The sequence below is a fragment of the Acinetobacter sp. R933-2 genome (assembly GCF_030325485.1).
Taxonomy (GTDB): Bacteria; Pseudomonadota; Gammaproteobacteria; order Pseudomonadales; family Moraxellaceae; genus Acinetobacter; species Acinetobacter sichuanensis.
Genome location: NZ_JACAIJ010000003.1, coordinates 118,344 through 139,081, shown reverse-complemented (window position 1 = coordinate 139,081; position 20,738 = coordinate 118,344). Strand labels below are relative to the sequence as shown.

General features: G+C 35.3%; 21 protein-coding genes. 16 read left to right on the top strand and 5 right to left on the bottom strand.

Annotated features, from left to right (window positions below):
- Nucleotides 1–64: 64 nt before the first annotated feature.
- The 5 genes from glnA to HX005_RS04760 all read left to right on the top strand — a co-directional run bounded on the left by glnA (nt 65) and on the right by HX005_RS04760 (nt 3,898).
- Entirely contained in the window at nt 65–1,480 is a 1,416-nt protein-coding gene (gene glnA / locus HX005_RS04780; RefSeq protein ID WP_171405048.1) for a type I glutamate--ammonia ligase, read from the top strand.
- Between the two features lie 87 nt (nt 1,481–1,567).
- Complete coding sequence (locus HX005_RS04775) at nt 1,568–1,843, top strand: hypothetical protein (RefSeq protein WP_107006532.1); 276 nt, start codon at nt 1,568–1,570, stop codon at nt 1,841–1,843.
- 103 nt (nt 1,844–1,946) lie between these two features.
- Nucleotides 1,947–2,864, top strand: coding sequence for a tyrosine recombinase XerC (locus HX005_RS04770; protein WP_286376480.1), 918 nt, complete (start codon nt 1,947–1,949; stop codon nt 2,862–2,864).
- Nucleotides 2,865–2,959: 95 nt separating this feature from the next.
- The gene (locus tag HX005_RS04765) at nt 2,960–3,334 is read left to right on the top strand and encodes a hypothetical protein (RefSeq protein WP_107006534.1); all 375 of its coding nucleotides are present in this window, start codon (nt 2,960–2,962) and stop codon (nt 3,332–3,334) included.
- A 189-nt stretch (nt 3,335–3,523) separates the two neighbouring features.
- On the top strand, nt 3,524–3,898 hold the full coding sequence (locus HX005_RS04760) for a hypothetical protein (protein WP_107006535.1): 375 nt from the start codon (nt 3,524–3,526) through the stop codon (nt 3,896–3,898).
- Between the two features lie 9 nt (nt 3,899–3,907).
- Here HX005_RS04760 and HX005_RS04755 read toward each other — a convergent pair whose 3' ends face one another.
- Entirely contained in the window at nt 3,908–4,501 is a 594-nt protein-coding gene (locus tag HX005_RS04755; protein WP_502872718.1) for a GNAT family N-acetyltransferase, read from the bottom strand.
- A gap of 597 nt (nt 4,502–5,098) precedes the next feature.
- On the opposite strand from HX005_RS04755, the gene HX005_RS04750 reads away from it, so the two are divergent.
- From HX005_RS04750 to HX005_RS04715, 8 genes are all read left to right on the top strand, one after another.
- Complete coding sequence (locus HX005_RS04750) at nt 5,099–5,851, top strand: electron transfer flavoprotein subunit beta/FixA family protein (RefSeq protein ID WP_286376478.1); 753 nt, start codon at nt 5,099–5,101, stop codon at nt 5,849–5,851.
- A 17-nt stretch (nt 5,852–5,868) separates the two neighbouring features.
- Nucleotides 5,869–6,801 carry an FAD-binding protein gene (locus HX005_RS04745; protein ID WP_286376477.1) on the top strand — a complete coding sequence of 311 codons (933 nt, stop codon included), beginning with the start codon at nt 5,869–5,871 and terminating at the stop codon, nt 6,799–6,801.
- 333 nt (nt 6,802–7,134) lie between these two features.
- Nucleotides 7,135–7,629 (top strand): DUF2147 domain-containing protein, encoded by a 495-nt coding sequence (locus tag HX005_RS04740; RefSeq protein WP_286376476.1) that lies wholly within the window; start codon nt 7,135–7,137, stop codon nt 7,627–7,629.
- Nucleotides 7,630–7,978: 349 nt separating this feature from the next.
- Entirely contained in the window at nt 7,979–8,467 is a 489-nt protein-coding gene (locus HX005_RS04735) for a DUF2147 domain-containing protein (protein ID WP_107006540.1), read from the top strand.
- A 394-nt stretch (nt 8,468–8,861) separates the two neighbouring features.
- On the top strand, nt 8,862–11,861 hold the full coding sequence (gene gyrA, locus HX005_RS04730) for a DNA gyrase subunit A (RefSeq protein WP_286376475.1): 3,000 nt from the start codon (nt 8,862–8,864) through the stop codon (nt 11,859–11,861).
- A 163-nt stretch (nt 11,862–12,024) separates the two neighbouring features.
- The gene (locus tag HX005_RS04725) at nt 12,025–12,489 is read left to right on the top strand and encodes a hypothetical protein (protein ID WP_286376474.1); all 465 of its coding nucleotides are present in this window, start codon (nt 12,025–12,027) and stop codon (nt 12,487–12,489) included.
- Nucleotides 12,490–12,513: 24 nt separating this feature from the next.
- Complete coding sequence (locus HX005_RS04720) at nt 12,514–13,257, top strand: hypothetical protein (RefSeq protein WP_286376473.1); 744 nt, start codon at nt 12,514–12,516, stop codon at nt 13,255–13,257.
- An 89-nt stretch (nt 13,258–13,346) separates the two neighbouring features.
- Nucleotides 13,347–13,661: a YqfO family protein gene (locus tag HX005_RS04715; RefSeq protein WP_286376472.1), complete on the top strand. Its 315-nt coding sequence runs from the start codon at nt 13,347–13,349 to the stop codon at nt 13,659–13,661.
- Between the two features lie 82 nt (nt 13,662–13,743).
- Here HX005_RS04715 and HX005_RS04710 read toward each other — a convergent pair whose 3' ends face one another.
- Both HX005_RS04710 and HX005_RS04705 read right to left on the bottom strand, forming a co-directional pair.
- The gene (locus HX005_RS04710; RefSeq protein ID WP_286376471.1) at nt 13,744–14,502 is read right to left on the bottom strand and encodes a nitroreductase family protein; all 759 of its coding nucleotides are present in this window, start codon (nt 14,500–14,502) and stop codon (nt 13,744–13,746) included.
- Between the two features lie 109 nt (nt 14,503–14,611).
- Entirely contained in the window at nt 14,612–15,412 is an 801-nt protein-coding gene (locus HX005_RS04705; protein WP_286376470.1) for an enoyl-CoA hydratase-related protein, read from the bottom strand.
- A 104-nt stretch (nt 15,413–15,516) separates the two neighbouring features.
- Here HX005_RS04705 and HX005_RS04700 point away from each other — a divergent pair, with 104 nt between their 5' ends.
- Nucleotides 15,517–16,083 carry a nicotinate-nicotinamide nucleotide adenylyltransferase gene (locus HX005_RS04700; RefSeq protein ID WP_286376469.1) on the top strand — a complete coding sequence of 189 codons (567 nt, stop codon included), beginning with the start codon at nt 15,517–15,519 and terminating at the stop codon, nt 16,081–16,083.
- 11 nt (nt 16,084–16,094) lie between these two features.
- Here HX005_RS04700 and HX005_RS04695 read toward each other — a convergent pair whose 3' ends face one another.
- Nucleotides 16,095–16,985 (bottom strand): LysR family transcriptional regulator ArgP, encoded by an 891-nt coding sequence (locus HX005_RS04695; RefSeq protein ID WP_286376468.1) that lies wholly within the window; start codon nt 16,983–16,985, stop codon nt 16,095–16,097.
- Nucleotides 16,986–17,100: 115 nt separating this feature from the next.
- On the opposite strand from HX005_RS04695, the gene HX005_RS04690 reads away from it, so the two are divergent.
- Nucleotides 17,101–17,700, top strand: coding sequence for a LysE/ArgO family amino acid transporter (locus HX005_RS04690; protein ID WP_286376467.1), 600 nt, complete (start codon nt 17,101–17,103; stop codon nt 17,698–17,700).
- A gap of 48 nt (nt 17,701–17,748) precedes the next feature.
- Here the strand turns inward: HX005_RS04690 and HX005_RS04685 are convergent, their stop codons facing one another.
- Nucleotides 17,749–18,549: an enoyl-CoA hydratase-related protein gene (locus tag HX005_RS04685; protein WP_286376466.1), complete on the bottom strand. Its 801-nt coding sequence runs from the start codon at nt 18,547–18,549 to the stop codon at nt 17,749–17,751.
- A gap of 410 nt (nt 18,550–18,959) precedes the next feature.
- On the opposite strand from HX005_RS04685, the gene HX005_RS04680 reads away from it, so the two are divergent.
- Nucleotides 18,960–20,657, top strand: coding sequence for an AMP-binding protein (locus tag HX005_RS04680; RefSeq protein ID WP_286376465.1), 1,698 nt, complete (start codon nt 18,960–18,962; stop codon nt 20,655–20,657).
- Nucleotides 20,658–20,738: the final 81 nt, after the last annotated feature.

The following is a 20,738-nucleotide window of genomic DNA, read 5'->3' as shown; positions in this document are numbered from 1 at the left end:
ATATAAATACCAACTACTAACACGCACAATTAAAAAATGTGCAACAAAAAATCATCGGAGCAAAATGAGCATGGCGAACAAGGTCCTACAACTCATCCAAGAAAGTGGCGCAAAATGGGTCGATTTTCGCTTTACTGATACTAAGGGTAAAGAACAACACGTAACTTATCCTTCCGACAGTATTGATGAAGATACTTTTGAAGACGGTAAAATGTTTGACGGTTCTTCAATTGCTGGTTGGAAAGGCATTGAAGCATCAGATATGATTCTGCGTCCAGATGCTAATTCAGCTTTCCTTGACCCATTCTTTGCTGAAGCGACTGTTGTAGTAACTTGTGATGTCATTGAGCCATCTACAGGTCAAGGTTATGAACGTGACCCTCGTTCAATTGCTCGTCGTGCTGAAGAATATTTAAAATCTACAGGCATTGGTGATACTGCATTCTTTGGTCCTGAACCAGAATTTTTTGTATTTGACGAAGTGAAATGGGACATTGATATGTCTGGCGCTCGTCATACATTGATTGCTGAAGAAGCTGCTTGGTCAACTGGTAAAGACTACGAAGCAGGTAACTCTGGTCATCGTCCACGTGTGAAAGGTGGTTATTTCCCAGTTCCTCCAGTTGATTCTTCACAAGATATGCGTGCTGAAATGTGTGCACGTATTGAAGATATCATGGGACCTGGTCGTGTAGAAGTACATCATCACGAAGTTGCATCTTGCCAATTAGAAATTGGTGTAAGTTTCAATACTTTAGTTCGCAAAGCAGACGAAGTACAACAGTTCAAATATGCAGTTTGGAATGTTGCGCACCAATTTGCAAAAACAGCAACCTTTATGCCTAAACCGATGGTAGGTGATAACGGTTCTGGTATGCATGTTCACGTATCTATCTCTAAAGATGGTAAGAACTTGTTCGCTGGTGATGAATATGCAGGTTTGTCAGAAATGGCACTTTACTTCATCGGTGGTGTAATCAAACATGCGCGTTCTTTAAATGCGATCACAAACCCTTCTACAAACTCGTATAAGCGTTTAGTGCCACATTTTGAAGCACCAATTATGCTTGCTTACTCAGCACGTAACCGTTCGGCTTCTATCCGTATTCCATACGTTTCAAGCCCTAAAGGCAAACGTATTGAAGCACGTTTCCCAGATCCAATGATGAACCCGTACTTAGGTTTTGCTGCATTGTTAATGGCAGGTCTTGACGGTATTCAAAACAAGATCCACCCAGGTGAAGCTGCTGATAAGAACTTGTATGATCTTCCTCCTGAAGAAGAAGCAAAAATCCCAACAGTTGCACATAGCTTAGATATGGCACTTGAGGCACTTGAAGCTGACCATGACTACCTATTAAAAGGTGGTGTATTCACTAAAGATATGCTTGATGCGTATATCGAGCTTAAAACTGAAGAAGTTCGTCGTTTAAATACAACAACTCACCCAGTTGAGTTTGATATGTACTACAGCTTGTAATTCTTTTGAGAATTTAACTGTAAAAAAGACCCGCCTTGTGCGGGTTTTTTTGTATGATAGCTTTATATCAAGCATTGATTTATTTATATGGCACAACGTAAAAAACATACAGGATTTTTCCCGTGGAATGATTGTAAAGATCATGAAAAAGGCTTTAAGTTAAATTTTTCTGAAGTGACTTATTTTGAAGTTGGACGTACAGTTGAAGGTTATAAGCAGGCTGAATTTGTTGCTTTAAGAAATCCTGAACTTGCTTTAGATTTTGATTATCCAAAAAGTTTTTATATCAGTGCTGAAGGTTTAATATTGGTAAAAACCCCTCAAGGTAAGTTTGAAGTGATTGCTAAAACAGATCATGCTTAATTCAATCAAAATTGATCTAAAAAATTAATTAAATAATGGGTATTGCCCTGAGGGATAGAATTTTTTGTTACACTAGCTCAGGTTTAATTTTACGGAATCACTTATGCAATATGGAGCAATGCAACTGCTTTCGATGTGGATTAAAGACCGTAAAATTCAAAATCAGTCAGAAAATACCCTTGATGCTTATTTTCGTGATGTTTCTAGTTTTATAGATTTTTGTTATATCCGAAATATTGAGTTAAATCATGTCGAAGCATCAGATTTACGTGAATATTTAGCTTATAAGGTTGAAAAAGATCAGCTTGGTTCAACGAGTTTGCAGCGTCATCTCAGCTCAATTCGGCAGTTTATGAAATGGGCAAAGCAAAATCATTTTTTAGCAATCAACCCTGCTGATGATTTGCAATTAAAGCGCCAACCACGACCTTTACCGGGCATGATTGATGTTGAAACTATGAATCAAATTTTAGATCAGCCAGCACCTAAAAAGCCAATAGAACAGCAGTTATGGTATAGAGACAAAGCAATCTTAGAATTATTGTATTCAAGTGGTTTGCGTTTAGCTGAAGTGCAGGGGCTAAATATTCGTGATATTGATTTTAATCGTCAATTGTTGCGCATCACAGGTAAGGGAAATAAAACGCGTATTGTACCTTTTGGTCGTAAAGCAAAAGAAAGTTTGATTCAATGGTTGCAAATCTATCGAATTTGGCAGGGTGAATTTAGCCCTGATGCACCAGTTTTTATTCGCCAGCAAGGTCATCGCATTACCCCACGACAGATTGAAAATCGGGTTAAATATCAAGCACAAAGAGCAAATGTAAATGTTGATTTGCATCCACATTTACTAAGACATTGTTTTGCGAGTCATATGTTATCAAATAGTGGTGATTTGCGTGCAGTGCAGGAAATGTTAGGGCATAGTAATTTAACAACGACACAAATTTATACACACATCGATTTTGATCGTTTAGCACAAGTGTATGATCAAGCACATCCAAGAGCGATGAAAAAGTAGCAAATTAAACGCAATTTACTGATCAAAATGACATTGTTTGCGGAAATAAAACGATTTATATTTATTTATCTTCAATAATATGAAAATTTCTAACAATGATTAAAAAAATTATCCTGTCATTATTGTTGCTACAATCTACAGCAATTTTTGCAAAAACTGTACAATTAGATGAATTATATCAACGTTATAGTGAAGCAGATTATTCCTCTTTAGAGTTGGCAGAATACAATACAGAAGTTGATTTTCAAGCTATTGTTTCTGCTTTAGACGAAAATATAGAGGGTGGTGTTTTACTTGAAGTTGCAGGTTTAAAAGATCCAGCGACTGCTTTAGCACGTGTTGTCCCTGTAGATACTGCTGCTGCGCAATTTTCTCAGTTGCAAGAAGGGCAAAAAGTACATCTAAAATGTACAGTTGAAATGGCAAGTGGTTCAGAGTACCTTTCTTTGGGTGAATGTGCTGTAAAATAATCGAAAATTTGTCAATGCTTGCTATAAAAGTACACTTGGTTGCAAATCTTTTATAAAAAGTCATCAAAAAAAGCCGAAAGAATAATTGTTTTTCAAAGCACTCTTGTATATGTTTTAAGCACAATGAGTAATTTAATTAATTCTTTTTCATTTCTGAAAAATTATGTCTGACATGTACTGGGTAATAACATGATTCCTGAGCTTGAGCAAAAATATCAACAATTGACTGAAGCGCAAAAAGAAATTTTTAGAGGCTATGGGTTAAGACAAGTGAAACATTTTGTTGAACTTAGTTTGCCCAAAATTGAGGCAACTTTACCACAACAAGGAAAAGTACTTGGTATTAATGCTGAAGGTAAAGTGCAAGCAATGAATACTGAAACACAACAAGTTTATTTGTGGATTTCAGATCAACAATGGCAAGCTGCAAAAACGAAGTCTAGTCATGTTGATTTAAAAGAAGACTTTTTGGCTGTGTGGGAAATATTTGATTTACAACATCAAGATCTAATCTCACTGAGCCATATTCACCGCGATTTTTTAGAAAACAATCCTATAAATTAAGTGATATTTTTATAAATATTTAATTTTAATGTAAAATTCATTTAATTTTTGTGTGTTTAGTCTAAATTGATCTTGAGTTATTTCATACAGAACATGTTGAGATAATGGGTGATTTTCCATTAAGTTGGGATGATTAAATATCTGAACATAATTCATCTTTAGCCTTTGCATTACTTTTGTAGAGGCTAAATTTACACATGCTGTAAAAGATACAATTTTTGTTAATTTTAAATATTCAAAAGCAAATAATAAACACGCATAAGCAGCTTCAGTTGCATAGCCCTGATGCCAATGCTTTTGGTCTAGACGCCAGCCAATTTCAACGCAAGGTGAAAATAGAAACTGCTCAGGTTGAGAATGTAAGCCAACAAACCCGATGAATTGTTGAGTTGCTTTTAATTCAACTGCCCAAAATCCCCATTGATTTTGTTCGATTAAATTGTGAAAACGAGTGGCTAATAGGTCACTTTCTTCACATGATAAGTAATGAGGAAAATACTGCATTACTTGGGAGTTGGCATTAAGTTGAGCAAATTTTGCAAAATCAGAGTCTTGCCATTGTCGTAAAATTAAACGTGATGTTTCAAGTTGATAGTGGGGCATCATGTACCTATATTTTTTAAGGAAATAGTGTGCAAAATATTGTTGACCAAAATAGCTTAATTTTTATTCAATTTCTTTTTTAGAGTTGAGTTTATAAAATAATCATTTCTAGGGTGAATTTTATTCATAAATAGCATCATATTTTGTTGTTTATCCGAAAGATTGTAAGATTATGACCATAAAGTTGTGACTAAACGTAAAAAAAATAGAGAAAAAAAGCTGATTTTTCGGCTTTATATCTTAAATGACATTTTTTGATATAGAGCATCAGTAAATTTTAGGGAAATTTTTTTTGATGAATTAATCGGTTTTTTATCTTAGATTGACAGTGGTTTTTAGGTGTAATTTGATATTAAACTTTAAAAATCAATGTTTAAAATTTTAATAAATAATAGGCAAAACAAACCGAATTGTGCAAAAAAAATATTTTTGAACTGTACGTTCAACTATTTTTACGCTTTTTTACAACACTTTGATGAATTGTGACTTGACCGAAATGCCAATCACATTGCAAGATAGGACACCTAAATAATTTTAAATGAAGCGTTATTATAACACTTCTTAATTTTCACTTTTGCTAAAACAGCCGAGGATTACATGAAGGCTCTTGTTGCTGTAAAACGTGTGGTTGATGCCAACGTTAAAGTTCGTGTTAAACTGGACAATAGTGGGGTAGACCTTACTAACGTTAAAATGTCGATCAACCCTTTCGATGAGATCGCAGTGGAAGAAGCGGTTCGCTTAAAAGAAAAAGGAACTGTTTCAGAAATCGTCGTTGTTTCTATTGGTCCTAAAGAAGCGCAAGAACAAATTCGTTCTGCTATGGCGCTTGGTGCAGACCGCGGTATCTTGGTTGAAGCTGATGACAGCCAACTAGGTGCTTTAGAAGTTGCTAAAATCTTAAAAGGTGTTGTTGAACAAGAACAACCACAATTAATCCTTTTAGGTAAACAAGCAATTGATGACGACTCAAACCAAGTGGGTCAGATGTTGGGCGCTTTATTAGGTTCAGGTCAAGGTACATTTGCTTCTGAAGTTAAAGTTGAAGGCGATAAAGTACAAGTGACTCGTGAAGTGGATGGCGGTTTGCAAACTGTTGAACTTGCACTTCCTGCAATTATTACGACTGACTTACGTTTGAATGAGCCACGTTATGCTGCGCTTCCAAACATTATGAAAGCACGTAAAAAACCGCTTGATACTAAATCTCCTGCAGATTATGGCGTTACAGCGACTTCTAAGCTTAAAACAGTTAAAGTTGAACCACCTGCTGAACGTAAAGCAGGCGTACAAGTGAAATCTGTAGATGAGCTTGTTGAAAAACTTAAAAATGAAGCGAAAGTGATCTAATACAGAAGGATAAAATCATGAGTATTTTAGTTATCGCTGAGCACGACAATAAAGCACTTAACGGTGCAACATTAAACGTTGTAGCTGCTGCTCAGAAAATCGGTGGTGATATCACTGTATTGGTTGCTGGTTCTGGCGCTCAAGCAGTTGCTGATGCAGCTGCTAAAGTTGCAGGCGTAAGCAAAGTTTTACTTGCTGATGATGCTGCTTATGCAAATCAATTGGCTGAAAATGTTGCTAAACTAGTTGCAGAATTGGGTAAAGGTTATACACATATCCTTGCTGCTTCTACAACAACAGGTAAGAACATTCTGCCACGTGCTGCTGCGCTACTTGATTCAAGTATGATCACAGATGTGATCGCGGTTGAAGGTCCTAAAACTTTCAAACGTCCAATTTATGCAGGTAACGCGATTGCAACTGTTCAATCTGATGAAGCAGTTGTTGTAGCAACTGTTCGTGGTACTGCATTTGATCCAGTTGCTGCTGAAGGTGGTTCTGCTGCGATTGAATCTGTTGCTGCAACAGGTGATGCGGGTATTTCCAAGTTCATTTCTGAAGAAATCGTGAAATCTGAACGTCCAGAATTAACAGCTGCGCGTATCGTTGTATCTGGTGGTCGTGGTGTAGGTTCTGGTGAGAACTACCATAAAGTACTAGATCCACTTGCTGACAAGCTTGGTGCTGCTCAAGGTGCTTCACGTGCTGCGGTTGATGCTGGTTTCGTTCCTAACGATATGCAAGTTGGTCAAACAGGTAAAATCGTTGCACCTGACCTATACATCGCTGTCGGTATTTCTGGTGCGATTCAGCACTTGGCTGGTATGAAAGATTCTAAAGTGATCGTTGCGATCAATAAAGATGAAGAAGCACCAATCAATGCTGTAGCTGACTACTGGTTAGTGGGTGATTTGAATACTGTTGTTCCAGAATTGGTTTCTAAAATCTAATTCTGAAACTTAAGTTTCAAAAAAAGCACGCTTAAGAAATTAAGGGTGCTTTTTTTAGTGGAAAATATTTTTAAGTTTTAAATAAAATATTTAACGTGACTTTAAAGAGTCATTCATGTTGGCATAGATAAAAAGATTAACTTTCAAATATTTTTAGGAATTCTTTAAATAAAAAGTACGAAGAAAAATTATATGAATAGTGATTTATTTTTATAGATGTTCAACTTTAATCATTGATTTATTTTAAAAATAACAATTGTATTTTATTAAGTGCGCAGTAATATGATGCTTACTTCTAGTGATGAAGATTAATAATTCTTAATAGGATATAAGATGAAGGTCAATATTTTAAAAAAAATTGGATTGATGATTTTTGTGGGAATGGGGTATTTAGCACATGTGCATGCAGCAAGTCCATTAGAAGGGTATTGGAAAAGTGTAGATGATCGTACTGGGGAGGATTTATCTATTATTGAAGTAAAAAAAATGCCTGATGGAACATATGGTGGTGTGATTTTACATCGTTTTGCTCCACCTGGAGGTGCTGTATTGACGCATTGTACAAAATGCCCTGAACCTTATAAGAATAAACCTTTGGTGGGTATGCAGATTTTATCTGGTTTTGTTGAGGATCCTAGTAAGCCTAATAGTTTTATTCATGGGAAGTTGTTAGAGCCAAAAAGTGGCAAAATTTTTGAAGGAAAAGGGGTACTTATTTCAGATGGTCGGCGTTTTCGTTTGAGGGGATATGTGGGGGTGTCAATTTTAGGGCGAACTCATGTTTGGTTGAAGGTAAACGATCCTAAGGCTGAAATTAATAAGAAATAAAAGAAATATAAAATTACATTAGAATAACCCCTTAAATTATGTGAATTATAATGATTTAAGGGGTGTTTTTAAGGCAGTTATTTAACAAGTCAGTAAATAAAAATTTTTGTCCTCAATTAAATCTATGAATTTATTTTATTAAAAAATCTATTATCTTTAAAAAAAATTAAAGAAATATAGCCTTTTCATAATATCGAGATAAATTTTAAATGAATATTAATTTATTTTTTTAAATTTGATAAATACTCAGCATAACTTTTAAAAATAACAATTGTATTTTATTAAGCGCACAGTAATATAAAGTTTACTTCTGGTAAGGAAGAATAATTAATTCTTAATAGGATATAAGATGAAAATTAATATTTTAAAAAAAATTGGATTGATTGCTTTAATTGGAATGGGGTGTCTGACAAATATATATGCAAGTCCATTGACAGGATATTGGAAAAGTGTAGATGATCGGACGGGAGAAGCATTATCGATTATTGAAATTAAAAAATTAGAAGATGGAACTTATGGTGGTTTTATTGTCCATCGTTTTGCGGCGCCAGGTGGGGTGGCATTAACGAATTGTACAAAATGCCCTGAACCTTATAAAAATAAGCCTTTATTAGGTATGCAGATTTTATCAGGCTTTATTGAAGACCCTAAAAAAGAAAATCATTTTATTCATGGTAAGGTTTTAGAAGCAAAAAGCGGTAAAATTTTTGAAGGAAAAGGGCAGTTAACAACAGATGGGCGGCGTTTTCGCTTGAGAGGATTTGTGGGAGTGTCGATGTTGGGGCGTACACAGGTTTGGGTTAAAGTGAATGATCCACAAGCAGAAATTAATAAATAAAAAAGAAAAAAGTTTATATCCTCCAAATTACGTAATTTGGAGGTTTTCATTCTCAATTATAGCGTGTGTCATCTTATTTTTTATGTGTAATAAATTTGAATATATATAAAATTTGTACAATTTCCATTCAGAAAACATAAGTTTTTAAACAGAGAAGATGGCGTGATTGAGTAGGGCGAGTAATCAATATTTTATAACCAAAAATTGGTGAATAAATGTACGATTGGTTGGTGAAATTTAACAGGATTTGCAGTCATTTAAAGTCACAAAATGTGAAGTATTTGTGCTATAATTTTCGGCTGAATTTTAGATTTTGGCTTAAATTTTTTAGGTCAAATATTTGCAAGATTGATGATATAAATCGAGCATTTTTTGCTTGAAATAAGGAGTATGCATGAGCGTATCGGAAACTAGACCGATTGCCATTGAGGATGAACTCAAGCACTCATATCTAGACTATGCGATGAGCGTTATTGTCTCACGTGCATTACCAGATGTTCGAGATGGTCTAAAGCCTGTTCATCGTCGTGTGCTATTCGCTATGCACGAGTTAGGCAATGACTATAACAAAGCTTATAAAAAATCTGCCCGTGTTGTCGGTGACGTAATCGGTAAATATCACCCACATGGTGACTATGCTGTTTATGAAACCATTGTACGTATGGCGCAAGATTTTAGTTTGCGTTACCAATTGGTTGATGGTCAAGGTAACTTTGGTTCTGTTGATGGTGACAGTGCTGCGGCAATGCGTTATACCGAAGTTCGTATGCGTAAATTGACCCATGAAATGTTGGCTGACTTAGAAAAAGATACAGTTGAATGGGAAGATAACTACGACGGTTCTGAGCGTATTCCTCAGGTGATGCCAACGCGTATTCCTAACTTATTGATCAACGGTGTCACAGGTATTGCTGTGGGTATGGCGACAAATATGGCGCCACATAACATGACCGAAGTGATCAATGCTTGTTTAGCTTATGCTGAAAACCCACAAATCAGTATTGAAGGGTTAATGGAGCATATCTCTGGTCCAGATTTCCCGACTGGCGGTATTATTTATGGTAAATCAGGAATTGTAGACGCTTACCGCACAGGTAAAGGTCGTTTACATATTCGTGGTAAATACCATTTTGAAGAAGACCAAAAAACAGGTCGTACTACGATCGTCTTCACAGAAATTCCTTACCAAGTCAATAAAGCAAAAACCATTGAGCGTATTGCTGAGTTGGTGAAAGAGAAAAAACTGGAAGGTATTTCAGAACTTCGTGATGAGTCTGATAAAGACGGAATGCGTATTGCAATTGACTTGAAGCGTGGCGAAAACGCTGAAGTGATTGTGAATAATTTATTCCTCAATACGCAACTTGAAAATTCGTTTAGCATTAATATGGTTTGCCTTGATAATGGTCAACCTAAGTTGATGAATTTAAAAGACATCATTGCGGCATTTATTCGCCATCGTCAAGAAGTCGTAACACGCCGTACGATGTTTGAACTGCGTAAAGCACGTGAGCGTGGTCATATCTTAGAAGGTTTGACTGTTGCTTTAGCCAATATTGATGACATCATCGAAACCATCAAAACATCAGCAAACCCACAAGAAGCACGTGAGCGTTTACTTGCTGGCGAATGGGCAGGTGGAAATGTAGTTGCATTGCTTGAAAAAGCGGGCGCAATTTCTGTACGTCCAGATGAAATTGAAGGTGAAGATCCAAATCGTCCATTTGGTCTAGATGATGTTATTTATCGTTTATCACCTGCACAAGTTGGTGCTATTTTAGAATTACGTTTGCATCGTTTGACTGGTCTTGAACAGGATAAGTTACAAGCGGAATATTCTGAAATCTTGGCACAAATTGCTGAATTAACAGCAATTTTAAATGATTTTAACTTATTGATGGGTGTGATTAAAGAAGAACTTGCTTTAGTCCTACAACAGTATGGCGATGCACGTAAAACAGATATTGTTGAATCTCGTATTGATTTTTCACGTGAAGATTTAATTCCAGAAGAACAAGTTGTACTCACTGTTTCTAAAACAGGTTATGCAAAAACTCAACCATTGTCAGATTATGCGGCTCAACGCCGTGGTGGACGTGGTAAATCTGCAACGTCGATGAAAGAAGATGATTATATTCAACATTTAATCGTGACATCGAACCATGCAACGGTATTGTGTTTTACCAATGTGGGTAAAGTCTATCGCCTAAGAGTTTTTGAAGTACCTCAAGCGTCTCGTGGTGCAAAAGGTCGCCCGATGGTCAACTTATTGCCATTAGATGCAAATGAAACTATCACAGCGATTCTTCCTGTGATTGATGCACCGAAGAAATTTACAGAACGTTTAGCAGAATTTAGAACGTTTGTTCGCAATAATGTCGATAAACTACGTGAAAATGCAATTATTGATGCACATTATGAAGCATTAAAAACTGCCTTTGCTGAGTTGGGTGACAATCCAGATGACTTGTCAGATACTTTACGCAAGCAATTGAAAGAAATCGGTTTAGAGCTTTCTGCAACAGATGTACAAGATGATTTGGTTGCTGAATTTGCTGAGCGTGTTGAAAGCGTGCGTAAAAACTTCTATGTCTTTATGGCAACCGCTTCAGGTACGGTAAAACGTGTTGAATTAGAACAATTTAGTAATGTTCGTTCAAATGGTTTACGTGCAATTGAGTTGAAAGAAGAAGATACCTTGATTGGTGTTGCGATCACTGACGGCGAACAGCAAATCATGTTGTTCTCGAACGAAGGTAAAGCCATTCGCTTCTCAGAAACTGATGCACGTGTGATGGGACGTACTGCGAAAGGTGTTCGTGGTATGCGTGTAACACTTGCTGCTGCACAAGCAGAAGAAGATGTGGAAACTGATGTAGATTCTGATGATGAAGATCTATCTGATTCAGCATTTGTGAGCCGTATCGTTTCACTCGTTGTTGTTCCTGAAACGGGCGAAGTATTATGTGCTTCAGCCAATGGTTATGGTAAACGTACTTCTGTCGATGACTTCCCAACCAAAAAACGTGGTGGTAAAGGTGTTATTGCCATTAAGACTTCTGAGCGTAATGGTGAATTAGTTGGTGCTGTTGCGATTGATGTCACCAAAGAAGTGATGTTGATTTCTGATGGTGGTACTTTAGTGCGTACTCGTGCTTCTGAAATTGCACAAACAGGTCGTAATGCACAAGGTGTTCGTCTTATCCGTTTAGGTAATGAAGAGATCTTGGTTGGCGTTGTTGCTGTTGAAGCTGTTGAAGAAGATGAAGAAATTTTAGAGTCAGTTGAAACCATTGATGGTGAAGCATTAGTGGATCAAGAAAAGCTGGTGATTGATGAAACAATTATGGATGAGGCTGATGCTGAATCTAATAATGATGAAGTTGACGAGTAATTTTAATATTTAAAGGAGAGCGCTTAGGCGCTCTTTTTTTTATCTGTATATTTAAGTATTTATCATTTTAATTTATATATGAGTTTTATTTGTAGTTATATCTGTGATAACTTGGTTTCTTAATGAAAGTTAAATGCTTTTATAAAAATAAACTGGAATTTGAATGAAGAATATTTTACTTATTTTGTGTTTAAGTTTACCGCTCATGGCGTGTGAAAAAGTGGGTAATGCGGTATTTGAAAAAGCAATTGGTGAAATACCAGAAAGTAGTGAAGAACAAGATATTAAGGCACAGCAGCTCTTTAGCGCATTGGTTGAAAAAAATGAAATTAAGGTTTACCAGTTGGTTGAATTAGATGTTCATGAATTATTAAATAATAATCCACAAGTGCTGCCAGAAATTTTTGAAATGATGCCTGATCATGTGATTGAGCCAAAAGAGGTAGTTTATCGTGCAAAAACAGTTGATTTAAAAGTAGGAAAAATATTTTCAGTGACTTATTACTATGATTATCCTGAGAAACCCATTCGTTTTACGGTGGTATTCAAAGGGCATGATGGAGGTGCAAAAGTATTAGGACTTTTTGTTACATCAGATCAAATAAAACCAGTTAATGAAAATAAGTAAACGGAAAAACAATTAAGTTAAAATATGGATAATCAAAATATAGATCATGAAAATATAGAAAAACCAGATGTAAAAGGCGAATTAAAAGTCTTTTTTGTTATTTTATGCGCGATTATTTGGTTTACTGTGATGTTTAGTGAATCTCGTAAATCCTATTTAGTTGCATTAACTGAATATGAAATAAGTTATAAATTAAATTGGGCATTAGAAAAAGAATTAGAAGTTGAAGATCTTATTTTTAGTTTCCATTCTAAAAAAGGTAAAACGATAAAACCTAAAGGTCCAGAACTCATTGTTAAAAATCAAAAAACTGGACAAACTCTGGTGAGTAAACAATTTAGTTTTTTTAAAATCAATCATCCTGAAATGAAGTTAATCTCAGATGTGGAATATCCGATAAGCTATCCTGAGTTTTATTATAGTCCTGATTATAGTGTGATGTTGAAGCGTAAAGATTTATATTGGATCACGAAAGCAACTGTGATCAGTGAGGGGCAAGAAGCACGTATTTATTTTAAAAATGCTGATCCAAATTTTAAAAAATATAATCAAATCCGTTCTACAAAAAATATGTACGTTTTTGTATTAATTGCAATATTTATGATTTCTTTTGCTATTTTTGCGACATATTTATTTAGTTGCTTAAAAGATTATAAAAATAATATTTCTTCGATCATTATTTCTATCTTAGGATTATTTTTTGTTATTTATTTTATATTTTACAAACTTATTTATATATGGATACAAGTTGAGTTTAGGATATTTTAGACTTTAAAATACTTTAGAGTTTTAAATCGCTTCAATATATATTTATAAAATTTAAAATCATCAACTATATTATTTAGAATGAAATTGAGATGCTAAAATTAATTTATTACGTTCCAGAATCACATTTAGAAACGACAAAAGCAGCAATATTTGCAGCAGGTGCGGGAGGGATCGGAAACTATGAACACTGTGCTTGGCAAGTTTTAGGAATCGGGCAATTTAAACCTGTAAAAGGTGCGAACCCGTTTATTGGCGAGTTAGGTCTTTTGGAACAAGTTCCTGAATGGCGTGTAGAAACGATTGTTTCTGAGCAAAAAGCACGGCAAGTTATGCATGCTTTAAAAGCAAGTCATCCTTATGAAGAACCTGCTTTTGAATTTATTCAGATAGTTGAGATTGATTGAAACCAGTAAGTTAAAAAGTAGCCTCTCTTTGCGAAACAGTGTTTCTCATTCCTCAAAGGGGGGAGAGGACTTTATTGGTTTTTTAAATCTTTTGAATAAATAAATCACGATCAAAGCGATATTGCGGTAAAAATACACCATCTTCTGCGCGCTCACCTGCGGCGATTACCATAATTGGATATTGTTGATCATTCAAATTTACAATTTGACGCAGCATCGGTTCATCAAAGCCTTCCATCATGCAACTATCAAAGCCATAAGCACGTAAAGCCAAGACAAGGTTTTCGCAAGCCAATGCTGTCGTTTTTGCTGCCCAAAGCTTAGCATCGGCAGGGTTAAAAGCCGTTACAGGTAATTGTTTGTTCATGGTACGGGCAATTTTAAATGCTACTTTTTTAAAATTACCCAAAGTGTTGAAATAACCAGTTTTATAGTTATAAGGAATATATCTATAATATTTTTGCACAATCGGTGGAACTTCAGGAAATGGAAATTCACTTAAATTTCGTTGAGACATTTCATCTATACGGTCTGTACGGGCAACACAAATAATCAATTCTGCGGCTGTTCTGGCAGCAAGTTGGCTTAAACATGCTTTAACCAATTGTTGTTTTTTCTCTTGTGTTTGAACAACATAAAATGTCCAAGGTTGTAAGTTAGATGAGTTGGGTGCAAGTAAAGCCAAATCTAAACATTGCTCTAAAACTTCGTTTGGAATTTTCTTTTCTGTAAATTTACGTACAGAGCGGCGACTTTGTAGAACAAGCTTAAAATTATCAATATCAATATTTTGTGGTGCAGGTTCATAATAACGCTGCTTGGTCGAATTTTCTTGTGCCATAAATCTTGCCTTAAATTTATAAAATAAATAAAAATTTCAAATGAAAAAGCCACTGAATATAATGACTTCAGTGGCTTAAACTTATATGAATATACAAATGAATACATAATTAGTTAAATTGAGAAAAATCTGGTTTACGTTTTTGCATAAATGCTGAAACAGCTTCTGCCATTTCAGGTGATTTGACACGTGTCATAAATACTTCAGCTTCATGATCTACGCATTCAATAATTTGTTCTAAATTGTGTTTCATTAAAGCTTTACTTTGTTTTAATGACGCTAAAGGCAGTGAAGACAAATGACGTGCTTGTGCTTCAGCATGCGCATAAGCATCTTCTACAATTTCATTGACTAAGCCTGTAGCGAAGGCTTTTTCTGCATTAAATTTTTGTGCAGTAAAAATAAGCTCAGCCGCTTTATGATAACCTGCTTGTTGTACCAAAAGTTGTGTAGCAGCGCCTTCAGGAGATAAACCTAGACTGACAAATGGCATTTGAAATAATGCTGTGTTATCGCTATATACCAAGTCAGCATGTAATAAAATAGTGACACCAATTCCAATTGCTACACCACGAACAGCGACAATTAAGGGTTTAGAAAATCGAGCAGCAGACTTTAATAATACAAATGGCGGATTCATACCTGCTTTACGATCTAAAGGCTTTTGCGCACTAGCTAAGAAGTCTTGCATATCATTGCCCGCAGTAAAGTCATTGTCTTGTCCGCGGAAAATGACATTGCGTACAGCATCATCATGATCTGCTTCATCTAATGCTTGAGCAATCCACAAATATAATTCACCATAAAGTGCATTTTTTGCTTCAGGGCGATTGATTGCTAAAGTGAGCGTACCGTTGTCTAAATTTGCATTTAAATGTGGGTGAGGCTGTTGAATACAATTGAGGGTCATCGTACTATCCTTGCTTTAAAATTCATTGGATTTTTATAACGCCATTATGTCGCATATTTTATGTGTAGACGCAAACTGGTCAGTTCATAAAAATGAGGACTATGATGCAATATTGTTTTGATTATCTGGTTTATATTGGTCGTTTTCAGCCTTTTCATTTGGCGCATATGCAAACTATAAACATTGCATTAGCGCAAAGTCAAAATATAATTTTGGCATTAGGCTCAGCACAAAATGAGCGTAATATTAAAAATCCCTTTAGTGCTGAAGAACGTGAAAAAATGATTCTCTCAAATTTTTCACCTGAAAACCAAAAACGTATCCATTTTGTACATGTTATTGATGTTTATAATGATGTGAAATGGGTAAAGCTAGTGAAGTCTTTGGTGAATGATGTGGTTAAACCTGATGACCGAGTGGGTTTAATTGGTCATTTTAAAGATGAATCTTCTTATTATTTACAGCTTTTCCCTGAATGGAAAATGGTTGAATTGGAGAGTTTGAAAGGGTCAATTTCAGCAACACCACTCAGAGAAGCATACTTTCAGGGTGAAATTAAACAGGCTGAATTTCCATTGGGAACCGTAGAGTTTTTAGAGAAATTCCAAAAAACTGAAACCTATCAAAAATTAAGTGAAAAGTTTCAACAACAAGATCGCTCAAATATTTAGCTTTTTATCTTTTAGTTCAGTACATGATGAGCATATTGAATCAAATGAGTTGTTAAGTGTTGAAGTTGCTGAGATTGTTGTTTCCAATGATGCCAATACAAAGCCAGTTGAATTTGAAACTGCGGTGATATTTCTATGAGTTCACCTGTATCTAAAAACTTTTTGACTTGATAATCAGGCAGCCAGCCATAGCCTAAGCCCATGACCATAGCATCAACAAAGGCAGTCGATGACGGAATAAAATAATGAGGATATTGACTGGGACTGAGACCAAAATTTTGTTGTATATAATGAGTATGTAGATAATCTTTTTCATTGAAAATCAAAGCGGGTGCCTGTCTTAAGGCATCACGGTGTACGCCTTGAGGAAACCATTGTTTTACAAAAGAGGGCGTTGCTGTAAAACGATAATTCATACTGCCTAAATATTCAGCGATACAACCTTTCATTGCTTGAGGTTCTGTTGTGACACAGGCATTCACAAGACCTGCTTCAAGTAAATGATGGGTTTCTGATTGGTCGTCGACTTGAAAATGCACAGTGATGTTTTGTTTAATCAGTAAATCACGTAATAAAGGTAATAACCATGTGGCGAGAGAGTCAGCATTCGTTGCAATATTGACCTGATAAAAACCAGAATGTGTATCTTGACCTTGGAGCTGTTGTAATAAATTTTGTTGCATTAAACGAGTGTGTTGTAAATGTTGCAAGAGTATTTGCCCAACTTGTGTTACACGACAAGGGCGTTCTCTTAAAATAAGGACTTGCCCTAACTGTTTTTCTAATGTTTGTAGCCGAAGTGTGACTGCTGATGCTGTAATACATAACTTTTCGGCTGCGAGTTCAAAGCTTCCTGTTTCTGCAACAGTAAGAAAAGCTTCACTTTGTTTGCTTTGTAACATGTGTTCATCCAGCATGAGGCTAAGAAAAACTTAGTTTAGCTAATATTTTATAAGAATAATTTATTTTAATTTTCAAATTTGCATAATGGCTCAGTTTAATGATTAAGATGAAACAATGTATATTTTTCTTCAAGGTTTTGCTGTGGGCATGGGGCTAATTGTGGCGATTGGTGCTCAAAATGCTTTTGTATTGAAACAAGGACTCAAGAAACAATATGTCTTTTGGATTTGTTTGGTTTGTGCATTATCGGATGCGATCCTCATTCTCTTAGGCGTGTTGGGCTTTGCTTCAATAATTAAAAAAACACCTGAGATTTTGATCATTGCTCAGTATTTTGGCGCAGCTTTTTTATTTTTTTATGGTGCTCAGCATTTTTATACAGCATTAACACAAAATCAAACATTAATTGCAACAGAACAATCTGAACAAAATTTATGGAAATTATTAGCCATTTGCTTAGCATTAACATGGCTAAATCCTCATGTTTATTTGGATACGGTCATTTTATTGGGTTCAATTTCTACACAATACGCAGCAGCTAAAATGAATTTTGCTTTAGGGGCAATCACAGCTTCGTTTATCTTTTTCTTTGCATTAGGCTTTGGGGCAAGGCTTTTACAACCGATTTTTAAAAGACCTAATGCATGGAAAGTTTTAGATATCCTTATTGCAATAATGATGTGGGGAATTGCTTTTAATTTAATTTTTCATTGATTTTTAAAATCAAAAAGACTGCATTATCATTTGAATGCAGTCATCACTTTAACGTTTAAAAACAGGTTCACGGCGCTCTGTAAATGCCATGATCCCTTCCATAAAAGCAGGTGTTTGAATCAATTGGCATTGCAAATCTTTTTCATAGTTTAATTGCTGTGTTAAGGTATTTTCGTTGGCAGATGAGTAGGTATTACGAATATGTTGGGCAATATGAGGCGGTAGTGAGGCGAGTTTTTTTGCAATTTTTAAAGCTTCATCAAGCAACTCATTTTTGGGTACAGTTTTCCAGATTAAGCCCCATTGTTCTGCTTGGGTTGCACTGACTTTTTCTCCAAGTAAAGTAATCGCTTTGGTTCTTGCTGTACCAATTAAACGCGGTAAAAACCATGATGTTCCCATGTCAGGAATGAGTCCAAGTTTGGGTGCAAAAGTTAAAATAAAATATGCTTCTTCGGCAGCAAGTGTAATATCACCTGCTAAAGCAATACCAACACCTGCACCTGCTGCAACACCATTCATAGCAATAATCACAGGAATAGGGAAGTTTTCAAGCTGTTCAATCCATTGATTAAAATAATATTGCATATGATAATCTAATGACTCAGCAGGAGATTTACCATCAATACCCATAAAAAATTCTGGATTCAGTTCAGCACCTGTGCAAAAAGCTTTACCTTCACCACTTATCACCAGTGCGCCAATAGCACTATTTTCACGAATTGCTGTAAAAGCATCTAAAACTTCTTTTACCATTTCAATAGATAGGCTGTTCATTACAGAGATGCGTGTAAATTTTAGTAGCACAACTTCATCAAAATATTCAAGTTTTATCGTTTGGTAAGTCATTCATATATCCTTATATTATTACGTTACTGAGAAAATGATTTGCTTAAAAAGATGTATTACATTGCTTTGTTATTGTGCAAATTTTTGAGTCATACCTAGAGATGGAAAATATATTTATCTACGTTATAGGTGAATACTTCTTGATCAGCATTGGCAATAAGTAACAGTTTTTACTCAAAATAAGTGTAAATTGAAATTAAAAGATATTTCACTCAATAAAATGGAAAATAGAGAAAAAGCTTCGGAACAGACTATCTTTTTAAGAATTGCAATAGTATAAATAATAGGCATTTGAATATTTTTTGCAATTGGATGCGAAAAGTAAATGTGTACTGTTTAAAAATTTAAAAAAGGGTATTACTTTGTTTTAATTTTATTAAAACATTGATTTTAAAGTGGATAAAAACAATATGGATAGCAAAAATCAAGTTGAAGCGCGTGACACACATCTGCACTATTTATTACATTGGGAGCAGAAACAACCCAATAAAACTTATTTAGTACAACCTTTGTCTGATGGCTCTGTTGTGGAATATACATGGGGGGAAGTCGCTCGTCAGGTACGTTTAATGGCGAGCTATTTGCAATCTTTAAACTTTCCAGCACACAGCCGTATTGCTATTTATGGTAAAAATAGTGCGCATTGGATTATTGCTGATTTGGCAATTTGGCTTGCAGGTCATGTTTCTGTGCCCTTATATACCACCTTAAATGCAGAGGGAGCAGCCTATGTTTTAGAACATAGTGAGGCAAAATTATTTTTTATTGGAAAATTAGATGGAATCGCTGACAGTTGGCATAGTGTAAAAACAATTATTCCTGAAAATATGCCGTGTATTCGTTTGCCTTTAGCTCCAGATTACCCTGCGCCTACTTGGGATGAAATTATTGCTCAAACGCCACAATCTGAAAACTTATCTTTGCCTCAAGAGGATGATTTAGCAACTATTATTTATACATCAGGCAGTACAGGTTTACCCAAAGGTGTCATGCAAAGTTTTGCAACATTAACTCGTCCTACGCATTCTTTATCAGGAACTTTTGCTGTTACGTCAAATGAACGAACTTTGTCTTATCTACCTTTAGCACATGTTGCAGAGCGAATGTTTATTGAGTCAGCTTCTTTGGCAGCAGGATTTACCGTATATTTTGCCAATAATTTAGAAACTTTTGTACAAGACTTAAACCGAGCAAAACCAACAATTTTCTTTTCAGTGCCACGTTTATGGACAAAATTTTATTTGGGAATTAATGAGAAAATTCCATTATCTAAGCAAAAAATATTATTTAAATTGCCTATTTTAGGTAAAGTGATTAAGAAGAAACTTTTAACTAAATTAGGCTTAAATCATATACGTTTTGCTTTAACGGGTTCAGCACCATTACCTGTAGATATTATCAAATGGTACCGAAGTTTAGGGCTTGAATTACTTGAAGTTTATGGCATGACTGAAAATTGTGGTTATTCACATGTAACACGCACAGGACAATATGCTGAAGGTTTCGTTGGGCATGTACAAACAGGTGTGCAATGTAAAATTGATGAGAATGGTGAAATCTTAGTCAAGAGTCCCGGAACAATGTTGGGATATTATAAAAATCCAGAAAAAACAGCAGAAGATCTCACAGCGGATGGTTTTTTACGTACAGGGGATATGGGCGAGATCGATGCTTCAGGACGCTTAAAAATTACGGGAAGAGTGAAAGATATTTTTAAAACCTCAAAAGGTAAATATGTGATGCCTGTACCGATTGAGCAAAAGTTAGGTAATCATGGTTATATTGAGTCAGTTTGCGTGGGAGGTGCCAGTTTGCCTCAACCTGTAGCATTTGTCATGCTAGCTGAAGATTTGCGACATCACTTAGCTGAAGGCAAGCAGCAAAGAGAACCTGTTGAACAGGAGTTAACAGCACTTTTAAATAGTACCAATGAAAAATTAGAATCTCATGAAAAGCTTGCATTTATTGTCATCATTAAAAAATTATGGACTATGGATAATGATTTATTAACACCAACGATGAAGATTAAACGTAATAAAATAGAAGCTCTTTATCAACAACCTCTAGAAAGTTGGGCGGCTAAGCAGCAAAAAATAATCTGGGAATAGACTTAAATTTAGTCTGTTGGATGGTAAAAAAGGGAGTTTTAGATAAACTGCCTTTTTTACTATATAGTCAAAAATAATAAA